13 protein-coding genes are annotated in these 13338 nt (G+C 60.3%); 7 read left to right on the top strand and 6 right to left on the bottom strand.

All coding sequences use genetic code 11. The annotated features are described in order from the left end of the window. Positions 1 to 176: 176 nt before the first annotated feature. The gene (locus ACYZTK_RS04620; RefSeq protein ID WP_462013357.1) at positions 177 to 1583 is read left to right on the top strand and encodes a purine-cytosine permease family protein; all 1407 of its coding nucleotides are present in this window, start codon (positions 177 to 179) and stop codon (positions 1581 to 1583) included. 491 nt (positions 1584 to 2074) lie between these two features. On the opposite strand, the gene ACYZTK_RS04615 is transcribed toward ACYZTK_RS04620, so the two are convergent. The 3 genes from ACYZTK_RS04615 to ACYZTK_RS04605 form a co-directional block, all read right to left on the bottom strand. After that, on the bottom strand, positions 2075 to 2944 hold the full coding sequence (locus ACYZTK_RS04615; RefSeq protein WP_462013356.1) for an isocitrate lyase/PEP mutase family protein: 870 nt from the start codon (positions 2942 to 2944) through the stop codon (positions 2075 to 2077). A 134-nt stretch (positions 2945 to 3078) separates the two neighbouring features. After that, complete coding sequence (gene astA / locus ACYZTK_RS04610) at positions 3079 to 4113, bottom strand: arginine N-succinyltransferase (protein WP_462013355.1); 1035 nt, start codon at positions 4111 to 4113, stop codon at positions 3079 to 3081. 61 nt (positions 4114 to 4174) lie between these two features. Then, complete coding sequence (locus ACYZTK_RS04605) at positions 4175 to 5191, bottom strand: arginine N-succinyltransferase (protein ID WP_462013354.1); 1017 nt, start codon at positions 5189 to 5191, stop codon at positions 4175 to 4177. A gap of 498 nt (positions 5192 to 5689) precedes the next feature. Between ACYZTK_RS04605 and ACYZTK_RS04600 the strand changes: the two genes are divergently transcribed. Together ACYZTK_RS04600 and cobF are read left to right on the top strand one after the other, a co-directional pair. After that, complete coding sequence (locus tag ACYZTK_RS04600; RefSeq protein WP_462013353.1) at positions 5690 to 6265, top strand: histidine phosphatase family protein; 576 nt, start codon at positions 5690 to 5692, stop codon at positions 6263 to 6265. Further along, positions 6262 to 7017: a precorrin-6A synthase (deacetylating) gene (gene cobF, locus ACYZTK_RS04595; RefSeq protein WP_462013352.1), complete on the top strand. Its 756-nt coding sequence runs from the start codon at positions 6262 to 6264 to the stop codon at positions 7015 to 7017. The genes ACYZTK_RS04600 and cobF overlap by 4 nt, the downstream gene beginning before the upstream one ends. 108 nt (positions 7018 to 7125) lie before the next feature. On the opposite strand, the gene ftrA is transcribed toward cobF, so the two are convergent. Continuing rightward, positions 7126 to 8100, bottom strand: a complete 975-nt coding sequence (gene ftrA / locus ACYZTK_RS04590; protein WP_462013351.1) for a transcriptional regulator FtrA — start codon at positions 8098 to 8100, stop codon at positions 7126 to 7128. A gap of 101 nt (positions 8101 to 8201) precedes the next feature. Between ftrA and ACYZTK_RS04585 the strand changes: the two genes are divergently transcribed. The 4 genes from ACYZTK_RS04585 (at position 8202) to ACYZTK_RS04570 (ending at position 11810) form a co-directional block, all read left to right on the top strand. Further along, positions 8202 to 8636 carry a rhodanese-like domain-containing protein gene (locus ACYZTK_RS04585; protein ID WP_462013350.1) on the top strand — a complete coding sequence of 145 codons (435 nt, stop codon included), beginning with the start codon at positions 8202 to 8204 and terminating at the stop codon, positions 8634 to 8636. A 219-nt stretch (positions 8637 to 8855) separates the two neighbouring features. Then, positions 8856 to 9635, top strand: a complete 780-nt coding sequence (locus ACYZTK_RS04580) for an ABC transporter substrate-binding protein (protein ID WP_462013349.1) — start codon at positions 8856 to 8858, stop codon at positions 9633 to 9635. 176 nt (positions 9636 to 9811) lie between these two features. Then, entirely contained in the window at positions 9812 to 10924 is a 1113-nt protein-coding gene (locus tag ACYZTK_RS04575) for a succinylglutamate desuccinylase/aspartoacylase family protein (protein WP_462013348.1), read from the top strand. 169 nt (positions 10925 to 11093) lie between these two features. Then, positions 11094 to 11810 (top strand): alpha/beta hydrolase, encoded by a 717-nt coding sequence (locus ACYZTK_RS04570; protein WP_462013347.1) that lies wholly within the window; start codon positions 11094 to 11096, stop codon positions 11808 to 11810. 3 nt (positions 11811 to 11813) lie between these two features. On the opposite strand, the gene ACYZTK_RS04565 is transcribed toward ACYZTK_RS04570, so the two are convergent. Next, entirely contained in the window at positions 11814 to 12380 is a 567-nt protein-coding gene (locus ACYZTK_RS04565; RefSeq protein ID WP_462013346.1) for a DcrB/PsbP domain-containing protein, read from the bottom strand. 85 nt (positions 12381 to 12465) lie between these two features. Next, positions 12466 to 13251 carry a hypothetical protein gene (locus ACYZTK_RS04560; RefSeq protein WP_462013345.1) on the bottom strand — a complete coding sequence of 262 codons (786 nt, stop codon included), beginning with the start codon at positions 13249 to 13251 and terminating at the stop codon, positions 12466 to 12468. Positions 13252 to 13338 lie beyond the last annotated feature (87 nt).

The following is a 13338-nucleotide window of genomic DNA, read 5'->3' as shown; positions in this document are numbered from 1 at the left end:
GCGTGGGGGGGCGGTTAGGTCGCGTTTATACGGATCAGATCGGCATTTCATAACCGGATCAGTCTTGTTTAAAAGTTGGAATACCATAATATGGCTCGCATCTGAGGGGTTGCCGAAGAGCACCCCCGGTTTGGCTTCATACAAATATAAGATCAGACAAACTCGAGTTCATTCCCATGTTCCAGATGTCCCGGCAAGACCCCCTGATCGAGAATCACACGGTCGACTATGTTCCACTGGCGGAACGCCACGGGAAGGCCCGTGACCTGTTCACTTTGTGGTTCAGCACCAACATCGCGCCACTGCCCATCGTCACCGGCGCGATGGTGGTCCAGGTGTTCCATCTCGACCTGTTCTGGGGACTGCTCGCCATTGCCCTGGGGCACATGATCGGCGGCCTGGTGATTGCCCTTGCCTCGGCCCAGGGGCCGCGCATGGGCATTCCACAAATGGTCCAGAGCCGTGGCCAATTCGGCCGCTACGGAGCGCTGCTGATCGTGTTCTTCGCGGCGATCATCTACATCGGCTTTTTCATCTCCAACATCGTGCTGGCGGGCAAGTCGATCGTCGGCATTGCGCCGTCGGTCCCGGTACCGGTCAGCATCCTGGTCGGCGCGCTGGGCGCCACGGCAATCGGGGTGATCGGCTACCGCTTTATCCATACCCTCAACCGCATCGGCACCTGGGTCATGGGTGGCGCCTTGCTCGCCGGTTTCCTCTACATCTTCGCCCATGACCTGCCCGCAGATTTCTTCACTCGCGGCAGTTTCAACCTGTCCGGCTGGTTGGCAACGGTGTCGCTGGGGATCATCTGGCAGATCAGTTTCTCGCCCTATGTCTCGGACTATTCCCGTTACCTGCCGGCGGATATCGGCATCGCCCGACCTTTCCTGGCGACCTACCTGGGCGCGACCCTGGGCACGATCCTGTCCTTCAGCTTTGGCGCCGTGGCGGTGCTGGCAACACCGCAAGGCACTGAAGCGATGACGGCGGTGAAGCAGTCCACCGGCTGGCTGGGGCCGATTCTGATGGTGTTGTTCCTGCTTAATATCATCAGTCACAACGCGTTGAACCTGTATGGCGCGGTCCTCTCGATCATCACTTCGATCCAGACGTTTGCCAGCCAGTGGACGCCGAGCATCAAGGTGCGCGTGGTGTTGTCGAGTGTGGTTCTGGCGGGCTGCTGCGTGGTGGCGCTGGGGGCTTCGGCGGATTTCATTTCGCAGTTTATCGGGCTGATTCTGGCGCTGTTGCTGGTGCTGGTGCCTTGGGCTTCGATCAACCTGATTGATTTCTACCTGATCAAGCGCGGGTGCTACGACATTGCTTCGATCTTTCGGGCGGATGGCGGGGTGTATGGGCGTTTCAACGTGCATGCGATCGTGGCGTATTTCATCGGGATCATTGTGCAGTTGCCGTTTGCCAATACGTCGTTGTATGTCGGGCCTTATGCCAATCTGGTCGAGGGTGCGGATTTGTCCTGGCTGGTGGGGTTGGTGGTGACTTGTCCGTTGTATTACTGCCTGGCTACCCGGGGGCAGGCTCAGGGGGTGAAGGCTGGGCGGTTGGGTTATAGCGATTGATTTGTTTGAGTACATATCCATTTCTGCGGTAACAGCCGCTAATGGTTTCGCCTTGATGACCCACGAATTCCCGTAGGAGCTGCGCAGGAGCTGCGTAGGAGCTGTCGAGTGCAACGAGGCTGCGATCTTTTGATCCTGCTTTGTGTACATATCCATTCCTGCGGTAACGACTTCCATTGGTTCCGCTTTTACAGCGGGTTACTTGGGGCTTTTCCAAGTGACCCGCCGTAAGGGCGGAACCATTACGAGCCGTTACCGCGATAACGGATATGTACGCAAAGAGGCAAGATCAAAAGATCGCAGCCTCGTTGCACTCGACAGCTCCTACAGAAAACGGAGTGACCCGCTGTAAAAGCGGAACTAATAGAAGCCGTTACCGCAGGAATGGATATGTACACAGCAAGATCAAAAAATCGCAGCCTCGTTGCTCTCGACAGCTCCTACACAACTGCATCCGGGGGATTTACCAAACCGTTGCAAGCCGCAAACAGCTATTCCTTGACGCTCATAAATTCCTCAGCCCAACGAATATATTCCTCCGGCTGCGTATAGGTATGCGTCAACTCCGTAGCACTCAAATCCGCCGCCTGGGTAAAGACCTGGCGCTGCTCACGCAGACTGTCGTAGGTCGCCTTGATCGCCGCAAAATACGCACCATGCCCATCAATCGTGACCCGCACACCCAGTTCGGCCAGGCGCTTGTCGTCGCGCAGCAGCGGGTTGCCATAAGTCACCAGCATCAGCGGCACCGTCAGGTGTTCGGCAAGCTGCTCAAGATGATCAAAGTCACGCACGCCCACCATGCAAATCCCGTCCGCCCCGGCACGTTGATACTGCTGGGTGCGGCTGATGATTTCCTGCACCGGGAGAATGCCTGCGTTGGTTCGGGCGATGATCGCCATTTCCGAATCAACCCGGGCTTCCAGCGCCGCGCGGATCTTGCCGACACCTTCGGCGACCGAAATCAGGTCGGTGGATTTACGTCCGAACTGCGCCGGCAGCAATGTATCTTCAATGGTCAGGGCGGAGATGCCCGCGCGCTCAAGCTCGACAATGGTGCGCATCACGTTCAGCGCATTGCCGTAGCCATGGTCGGCGTCGGCGATCACCGGCAATTGGGCGACGCGACCGATGCGCGTGGCCTGCTCGGCGAATTCGCTGAGAGTGATCAAGGCAAAGTCCGGAGCGCCCAGAACCTGTAGCGAGGCGACCGAGCCGCCGAGGATGCCGACTTCAAAACCCAGGTCCGCAGCAATGCGCGCCGACATCGGGTCGAAAACCGATGCCGTGTGGTAGCAGGCGCTGGATGCCAGCAGTTCGCGGAAGTTACGGCGTAAATCTTGATGAGAAAGCCTGGACATGTGAGTTCCACCAATGAAATGGACGGGCTTGAGCAAAAGTGTCAACGCCGAAGAAACAAAAGGCTATCACGCGAGCGCAGGAACAATGATGACGAATTTACCGGGTAGCCTGGCAAAAGGCAGGTCAACGGCAATCATGCGACCGCTGCATCCCGTCGCGGGTTGACCAATGGTGCCGCGCGCACCGAGTCGCCGGGTTGCAGTTGCAGGCGCTTGGCGGTGAGACGGTCGACCACCAGGCATTCGCCCGCCTGCCTGCCACGGGCAGCCGTGATCCGGCAGTTTTCCAGACGGCGATTGTGGATCAGCCAGACCGGCGCTTGCTCGTCGGGTATGCCGATGACCAGGACCAGTGCCTGGCTGTCGCGTACCGTGCGAATCTGCGAAGTCGGCGCCTCGATCACAGGACCGGCGTCGAAGATGTCGATGTAGCCCTGATGGGCAAATCCCTCGGAGGTGAGGATTTTCAGCGCCGGCTCGGTGTTCGGGTGAGCCTTGCCGATCACCGCCTGGGCCTGCTCCGTCAGCAGGCAGGTATAGAGTGGCTGGCGCGGCATCAGTTCGGCGATGAAGGACTTGCTGCCCAGGCCGGACAACTGATCGGCATGGCTGAAATCCTTCTGGAAAAAGTGCCGACCCAGGCTGTCCCAGAAAGGTGAGCAGCCATCAAGGTCGGCATGCCCACGCAGTTCGGCAATCAGCCGGTCGCCGAACAGGTGGGTGAACTCGGCCACGAACAGCAGGCGTCCCAATGACAGCAGCCTGCCGTTGCTGCCCAGGCGCTGATCGGGGCGCAGGAACAGCGAGCAAAGCTCCGATTGCCCGGTCATTTCGTTGTTCATGAAGAGTGTGGGGATCTGGCGCTGGATCCCCAGGTCTGGCGATGAACTGTGGGTGAGGCCGACCCGATAGTTGTACCAGGGCTCGCGCAGACCGACGGCGCCCTTCAAGGCGCTGACGCCGACGATTTGCTGTTCGTCGTCCTCGAGCACGAACAGGTAATCGGCATCGGCGCGTTCGACCTGTTCGGCAAATGTCCGCCGGGCCCAGCGCAGCCGGTGCGCCAGTCGATCTTCGTTGGCCGGCAGACTGGTAAACCCGGGGCCGGCTTGCCGCGTCAGCGCCAGCAGGGCAGCGAGGTCGGTGACACTGGCGGGGCGCACGATCATCCGGCTGTTCCCTGTACATGCCGGGCCGCACACTGTTTTGCCGCGAGTCGTCGAAGAGTGTTCACAGCGCCACCAGCCGCACAAGACTGCCAGCATGCACATTCAACGCGGCGCACATCTGAGGGTGCAACTCCACGGCCTGCCCGTCGCGCACATCCAGCTCGGCAACGATCGCCCGATAATCCTTGAGCGAGTCATTGCTGACCATATAGCGGCCGCGCGCATCGATGGCGGTCCCGGGCCTGACGCTGGCCGTGACGTTGTGCACCACGGACCGGATAGAGGACAGTCGCGCCTGCAACGTCGGACCGCCGTCAAACAGGTCGACATACTGGTTGGTCTTGAAGCCCTCACGCTCGAGTATGTCGAACGCTTCCTGGCCATCGGGATGAACACGTCCGATGCACTCCTGAGCTGCCTTGGGCAGCATCGGCACGTAGATTGGATAATGTGGCATCAGTTCCGCCAGGAAAGACCGGCTCTCCAGGCCACACAGGCGCTCGGCCTCGGCGTAGGGCAGGTCGAAAAAGTGCCTGCCCACCGCATCCCAGAACGGTGAATGACCCTCAGCATCACTGAACCCGACTATCTCGGTAATCACCGAGTCGGCAAAACGCTGGAGATGAGCGCCGATGAACATCAGGCGAGCCCGTGACAGCAATTCGCTGAAGCGGCTGCCGACCAAGGTTGGGTCGATATGAAAGCCGCGCAACAAAGTGTGGCCGCTCAGGTCCTGACACAACGACAGTGCGGGCACCCCGTGCTCGATGTTGAGTTCCCGCGAGGCGGCGGTGTATTCACGGTTGCGCAGGCTGTAGAAGGGCGCGGCGTAACCCGCCGTGGCGAGAATTTCCGAGCAGCCCAGCAGCCGCTGGGTGTGCAGGTCTTCCAGCACGAAGAAATAGTTCTCCGATCCTTGCACGGCCAGGTCTTTTTCAAATGAGTCGCAAGAACCGATGATCCGCTCGCGCAGGCGCTCGGTATCGTCCGGCAGGGACGTGACGCCCAGCAAACTTTCCCGGGCGAGCAGTTGCAACTGGGGCAGATCACTCAATTCGACTGGACGCAAGACCAGCATGGATGCACTCCTGTATCAAAGGGTCTGGTGACAAGCACCCAACCTGACTATCACTGTCGGTTTCCACGCATTGCAGGGGCGGCTCACCTGATCGAGTTCAGGCGCCACTCTTGATGTCTTTCAGTTTTTCTTTTCACGTTCGGTGAGTTGTTTAACCGGGGGTTCAACGGCAGACCTGTAACAACGAAGCGACGGGGTGAAGGAGGTGATTATCTGCGAGGCTATCCGGGCTCCTGCTGGATGTTTTTCGTTTAATTGCCTGGTCGTTGGATCCAGTATTTATGCAACGCGCACTGGCTGTCTAGTGATTTTTTCAGCGGTTTTTTTTGCCATGGATGCAGCGTGAATTCTGTCAGTAAAGGGCTACAGGCAAGGCTGAGGATCGTGAAAGACACTGGCCAATCAACGCGTCAGACGCTGCCTTTAGACACGCAAGAAAACGTCTGGCGAGTATCACCAGCGTGTTACCTTTTCCTGACTTTTACTGCGAGTAATCCCATGCGGGCGACCCGTTTGACCTTGATCTGCCATGCGAGAACCGTCGCACAAAAACTGGGGCGGTTTCCTACAAATGAGCCGCTGGAGATGGATTGGCAATCTGCACAGGGTTCGCGCGGTGGCCGGTTCAAATCTTCGTCACGAATCATGTCCGCCCCGGAATTGCGCGCGCAGCAGACGGCCAGTTTGTTCGGCGGGGTGGTCGAGTCGGTCGAGGCGTTGCGCGACTGCGACTTCGGTCGGTGGCGCGGCGTGCAGCTCGATGACCTGCAAAAGGCTGAGCCCGAAGCACTGCAGGCCTGGTTCGAGGACCCCGAATCGGCGCCCCATGGCGGCGAGTCGGTCGCTGCCCTCATTCGCCGGGTGGTCGCCTGGATGACCCTGCTTGAGGCGACACCAGGGCACATCGTGGCGATCACCCATCCGTTCGTGATTCGTGCAGCGCTGGCCTCGGTGCTGCAAAGCGCGGCGTTCAACCAGATTGATGTTGAACCGCTCTCGTTCATCGAGTTGCGGTTCAACGGGTGCTGGCGTTTTCGTTTAATGGCGGATGAGCATGAGGACCTGCAGTCATGAAAAAACTCCTGGTGATCGGCATCGGTGCCGGCAACCCTGACTACATCACCCTGCAGGCCGTGAAAGCGCTGAACAGCGTCGATGTGTTTTTCCTGATGGACAAGGGCGAAAGCAAGGACAAGCTGATCGAGCTGCGTCGCGAGATTTGCGAGCGCTACATTACCGATCAGGATTATCGCTTCGTCGAGGCCCCGAGTCCCGAGCGCGAGCGCGGTGAGGGGGACTACCGGTCCAGTGTGGAGGCGCTGAACCAGGCGAAGCAAATGACCTTCCAGCGCCTGATCAAGGAGCAAATGTCCGACAGCGAATGCGCAGGTTTCCTGGTGTGGGGCGATCCGGCGCTGTATGACAGCACCATCAGGATCCTGCAGGCAATCCTTGCCTCAGGCGCCTGTGAGTTCGAGTTCGAGGTAATCCCCGGCATCACCAGCGTGCAGGCGCTGTGCGCGCAGCACAAGATGCCCCTGAACAGCATCGGCCAGTCCGTTGAAATCACCACCGGGCGGCGCCTGGCCGCAGGGCAGGTAAGCGATGCCGACAGCCTGGTGGTGATGCTTGACGCCCAGGATGCCTACCGGCAGGTCGCAGACCTGGAGACCGAGATTTACTGGGGCGCGTACCTGGGCACGGCGGACGAACTGCTGATCAGCGGCAAGCTCAAGGATGTGGCGCCGCAAATCGAGCGGGTGCGCAAGGCGGCTCGGTTGGCGAATGGGTGGATCATGGATACTTATCTGTTGCGCAGGCCTTGAGGTTGGCGAGGCACATGCCGGCCCTATCGCGAGCAGGCTCACTCCTACAGGAGATCCCAGCGCCCCTGTAGGAGTGAGCCTGCTCGCGATAGGGCCCTCAGCCACACCTCAACAATCAGCTTTAACCCCGCGCCCAAACCGCTCCCGATACACCGAAGGCGGCACCCCCACCACACTACGAAACGCCACCCGAAAACTCTCCACCGAACGATACCCGCAGCGCTCGGCAATCTGCTCGGAATTCTGCCGGGTGCTCTCCAGCAATTCCCGCGCCCGGCCCAGGCGTTCATGCTGCAGCCACGCCTTGGGTGGCATGCCGGTGGCTTCGGTGAAACGGCGCAGGAAGGTGCGCTCGCTCATGGCCGCCTCGCTGGCCAGGTCACGCACTTCCAGTGGCTGGTGCAGGCGCTCGCGGGTCCATTGCATCACCCGGGACAGATCACTGCGCGGCGCCGCACTCACCGGCGTCGGAATGAATTGCGCCTGGCCACCGGTGCGTTGCGGTGACATCACCAGGCGCCGCGCCACCGAGTTCGCGACCTGGGTGCCGAAATCCCGCGCCACCAGATGCAGGCAGGCATCGATGCCGGCGGCGCTGCCCGCAGAAGTAATCAGCTGACCGGCATCGACATACAGCACTTGCGGGTCCACCAGGATCTCCGGAAAGCGCTCAGCCAGTTCGGCACTGTAACGCCAGTGGGTGGTGGCGCCATGGCCATTGAGCAAGCCGGTGGCTGCCAGCACGAACACCCCGGAACAGATCGACAGCAACCGGGTGCCTCGCGCATGGGCCTGGCGCAAGGCCGCGAGCAATTCCTCGGGCACCGGTGCACTGCGGTCGCGCCAGCCGGGAATGATGATAGTGCGGGCCTGTTCCAGTAATTCCATGCCGCCATCGGCCAGCACCTGGATACCGCCCATGGCGCGCATCGGGCCCGAGTCCACGGCGACTATCCGATGGGTGTACCAGGGGAAGTCGAACTCCGGCCGGGCCAGGCCGAAGATCTCCACGGCGATGCCGAACTCGAATGTGCACAGGCCGTCGTAGGCCAGGATCGCGACCAATCCAGGGCAGGAATGCATTTGGCGGAAAACTCCCGGTGAGTGTCTTGTGCGCCACTGTAGCCCGAAGCGTGTGACGGATAAAGTCGTCTCACACCGCACAAGACTCTGGAGTACAACCCATGACCAGCCTGGTCCGTGAAATTCCCGCCGCACCCTCGGCCATCGCCCTGATGCATTTCAGCCAGCGCCTGACCTTCGAAACCGATTGCTCCGACGTCTACGGCAGCCAACAGGCCGGCGAAATGGATTTCGTGCTGGTGGACGTGCGCGGTCCGCTGGCGTTCGAACGCGGCCACGTGCCCGGCGCGATCAATATTCCCGGGCGCTTGCTGACGCCCGAAGGTTTGGCGCAATACCCGAAAAACAGCCTGTTCGTGGTGTATTGCGCCGGCCCCCACTGCAACGGCGCCAACAAGGCGGCAGTGAAGCTGGCGGCACTCGGCTACCCGGTCAAGGAGATGATCGGCGGGGTGACCGGGTGGCTGGATGAGGGATTTACCTTAAGTGACGCGGTGCAACCGGCCGTCAGCCCGGGGATCGGCTGCGACTGTTGAGCTAGCACGCTGCAGCACCGGGCCATTTGGCGGCTGCTGCGGATCATCACCAACCGACATCACGCTCATCATTCTTGCTGCGTTCCTGTAAGTATTTGTCGCCTGGACGTAATTTGCTGGCCAGTAGCCGCTCTAGACTGCCGACCACTTCGGTTTTCACCGACCGAAAGCGACCAATCGAACGCTGCCAATAAAAACCTCCGTACACAGGAGTTATGAATGAAGAAGCTAGTGATGTTCGGTGCCCTGGCACTGTCGATGCTGTCCCTGTCCGCCGTAGCCGACGACGCCAAGCCGATCCGTATCGGCATTGAAGCCGGTTACCCGCCATTTTCGATGAAGACCGCCGACGGTAAACTCACCGGTTTCGACGTGGATATCGGCGACGCATTGTGTGAGCAGATGAAGGTCAAGTGCACCTGGGTCGAGCAAGAGTTCGACGGCCTGATTCCCGCGCTGAAGGTCAAGAAAATCGACGCCATCCTGTCGTCCATGACCATCACCGACGACCGCAAGAAGAACGTCGATTTCACCATCAAGTACTACCACACCCCTGCGCGCTTCGTGATGAAGCAAGGCAGCGACGTCAAGGATCCACTGACCGAGCTCAAGGGCAAGAAAGTCGGCGTGTTGCGCGCCAGTACCCATGATCGCTTCGCCACTGAAGTACTGCAGCCGGCCGGGATCGTCCTGGTGCGTTACGGCTCCCAGCAGGAAGCCAACCTGGACATGGTCTCCGGACGCCTTGACGCGACGCTGGCCGACTCGGTAACCCTCGACGACGGCTTCCTGAAAACCGACGCGGGCAAGGGCTTTGCATTTGTCGGCCCGACCTACGAAGACGCCAAGTACTTCGGCGGCGGCGCGGGTATTGCAGTGCGCAAGGGTGATACCGAGCTGGCGGAAAAATTCAACACCGCCATCACCGAAATCCGCGCCAACGGCAAGTACAAGCAAGTGCAGGACAAGTACTTTGATTTTGACGTTTACGGTCATTGATCAAAGCGTTTAAAAAAGATGGCAGCCGTTGACGCGGCTGCCATTTTTTTTGGGTGAAACAGCAAACTGTAGGAGTGAGCCTGCTCGCGATGGCGTCGTTCCATTCAATATCAATGTGACTGACACTACGCCATCGCGAGCAGGCTCACTCCTACAGGGAGAATCAGGAGTCCTCAATGCAACGCATCGACCATCCACTGCCCTGGAGTCACCTGGGCACCGAACGCACCCTCAGTGTGTTTCGCTACGGCCAAGGCACTCGCAAGGTATATATCCAGGCCAGCCTGCATGCCGACGAATTGCCCGGCATGCGCACCGCCTGGGAATTGAAGAAACGCCTGGCCGAACTTGAGGCCCAGGGGCAGCTGCAGGGCGTAATCGAACTGGTGCCGGTGGCCAATCCGATCGGCCTTGATCAACACCTGCAAGGCAGCCACATGGGCCGCTTTGAGCTCGGCAGCGGCAAGAACTTCAACCGTTCGTTTGTCGAACTCAGCGCGCCGGTCGGGCAGTTGGTGGGTGATAAACTGGGCACCGATGCCCAGGCCAATATTGCCCTGATTCGCCAGGCCATGGCCCAGGTGCTAGACGGCTTGCCGGCACCGCTGTCGCAACTCGAAGCCATGCACCGGCTGCTGTTACGCCATGCCTGCGACGCGGACATCACGCTTGACCTGCACTGCGACTTCGAGGCGGCGATTCACATTTACGCCTTGCCGCAACACTGGCCGCAGTGGCAATCCCTGGCCGCGCGACTGCAGGCCGGCGTGGCACTGCTGTGCGAAGACTCCGGTGGCAGCTCGTTCGACGAATCCTGTTCTTCGCCCTGGTTACGCCTGGCGCGAGCTTTCCCCGGAGCCGCGATTCCACCTGCCAACCTGGCAACCACCCTGGAACTTGGCAGCATGGGCGATACCCGGGTCGATCAGGCGCAGGCCAATTGCGAGGCGATCCTGGGTTTTCTCGCCGAGCAGGGTTTCATCCTGGGCGAATGGCCGGCCGCGCCGGACGAATGCTGTGAAGGCATGCCGTTCGAGGGCACCGAGTATCTGTTCGCGCCTCATCACGGCGTGGTCAGTTTTCTGCGCGAGGCCGGAGAGTGGGTCGAGCGGGGTGATGGGTTGTTTGAAGTGGTGGACCCGTTGAATGACCGGGTCACCACGGTGCGTGCCGGGACCAGTGGAGTATTGTTCGCCATTGATCGAGGGCGTTACACCCAACCTGGGACATGGCAGGCGAAGGTGGCGGGACGGGAGCCGATACGGGTCGGGAAGTTGATCAACGATTGATTGTCAGATTCTGTGGTGCTCTTGATGCAGCTATCGCGAGCAGGCTCACTCCTACAGGGGAATGCATTTCAATTGTAGGAGTGAGCCTGCTCGCGATGGCGGCATCAGCAGCACCCGGAGCTTCACAGTGTTAGGCTTCAAACCAATCCTGCCCCATGAAGGAAGGTTCATGTTGAAGTTTTTCGCTGTGCTGACACTCCTGGCGTCTGCCGCCGTCCAGGCGCAAACCCCGCTGCAAACCGATCTGCCGCTCAAGTACCTGGAGCAGGCCCACGCCGAATCGCGCAACCAGCCCCTGGTGATTTTTCTCCACGGCTATGGCAGCAACGAGCAGGACCTGTTTGGCATCAAGGATGAATTGCCCGAGCAGTACAACTACCTGTCAGTGCGCGCGCCAATCGTGATGGAAGAGGGCAGTTACCAGTGGTTCCGCCAGAAGGGCCAGGGCGCCTACAACGGCGAAACCGAGGACCTGAAAAACAGCGGTCAGGTCTTGCTCGATTTCATCGCCCAGGCCACCCGCAAATATCACACCGAGCCGAGCAAGGTGTTCCTGGTCGGTTTCAGTCAAGGTGCGATCATGTCCTACGAGGTGGCGCTGCGTCATCCGCAGACGTTGGGTGGTATCGCGGCGTTGAGCGGGCGGATTCTGCCGGTGCTGCGGTCCGAGCTCAAGCCCGATGAAAAACGCCAGCAACTGGCGATCTTCATCGGTCATGGCACGGTCGATAAACGCCTGCCGTACGTCGATGGCACGGAGGCCAACAGCCTTTTGCAGGGCCTGGCACTCAAGCCTGAGTTTCACAGCTACGAGGGGCTGGGTCACAGCATCAGTGGCGCCGAGATGCAGGACCTGAGCGCCTGGTTGCAACGGCTCAATCCTTAAAGCTTATTTGCCGCTAAGCATTTGCTTGATCAGGGTTTCATGCGCCGCCATGTCGCCGGGTCGGGAAATCACCCGCACCACGGCCATGTGGCTACCGGAGGCGGCCATCAGCGTGGTGTTGAGGGTTTGCCCACCACCCTGGGTGGCCGTGCTGTCGACCTGGCGCACCCCCAGGCCGCTTTTCAGGGTCAGGCTTTTCTCGCTCAACTTGTTGTAGTCGGGCAGGGCCTTGAGTTGCGCCGCGTCAAAATCCGCTGCGGTGCCGTCGAGGAAAGCATTGTCGTTGTCCTTGACCTTGATGCCTTCGGGCAGGCTGTTTTCTGCGGCGATCACCACGGTCTTGGTGGTTTCGTTGGCGTACATGGTGCCACTCGCACCGGTGGAACTGGCGGGCAGTGGCGTGGCGACGAAACCTTTTGGCAGGCTGAAGATAAACTTGCCGCCCAGCATCGAGACCTTCTGCGACGCGCCGGTATTGCTGCTGGCCTTGGCAGCCTGAGCATTCAGGGTCCCCAGGCTGGCAGCTACTGCCAGCAACAGGACAACGGCTTTCTTGCTCAACAAAGACATTCGGGATCTCCAGGGATAGTCGCGTATTGGCCGCGATCATCCCATGCCGCGTGCAGGTCACTCCAGTACCGATGCTCGGCTGGTGTCACTCGCTGGAAGCCTGGACGCGCACGGTGACCGCCGGTTTGGCCAGCAGACGCCGGGTCACCCCCAGCATGGCCACCGATACTGCAACGCCCAAGGCAAAAGCGTTGAGCCCCATCCCGGGCAGTGCCAGGGCCAGGACCAGGCAAAAGGCCGCGAACGAATACATGCCAGTGGCCGTGGCCTGCAGCAACGCTGCGGTGAATGCCGGCCCGCGGGTTTGCTGGGAGAACACCGCCATCACGCTGCCGAGCACCGGGAACACCGCCAGCAAGCCGCTCCAGCGCTCGCCGACGGTACTCGCCAGCAAGGTAACCGCCAGGGTCAGCAGCGCGCCGGCGACCATGCGCCACAGCAGGCGGTCGGACTTCGGCGCAGGCCCCGAGACCACGGGTTGCACCGACGGAAACAGGTAAGGTGCAGCCAGTAGCGCGCTCGCGGCGGCTATTGCCGAGAACCACAGGGATGCAGGGATCAGCGACAGCACCAGTGCCAACACCGCCCACACCGATAACGAAATACTCAGTGCCCAGGGCCAGCTACGGCGTTGTGCTACCTGCGCGTAGGTCACGCAGAAAGCAATCATTGCGAACATCGCGGACAACGCCGCAGTGGCGGAGCGGGCGGCAAACACTTCGCCTTGTTCAATGGCGAGAAAGAACAGAATAGGCCCGACCACCACCGGCAGCCCCGACAGCCATCCGGCTACGCTCGGTCCCCAGCGTTTACCCGCCAGGGAAATCAGCAGCAGAAATCCGGGAATGACCAGCAGTTTGAGCAGTAGCACGCACGTGTCTCCGACCTGAGTGGGACGGCCACGTTAGCATGCACGGGATGGATTGCTGCAAAGAATTGCATTTTTTGTATACAACAT

Source organism: Pseudomonas sp. LB3P31 (assembly GCF_054897945.1).
The sequence above is the reverse complement of the archived record's forward strand: the minus strand, read 5'-3'. Positions and strand labels throughout refer to the sequence as shown.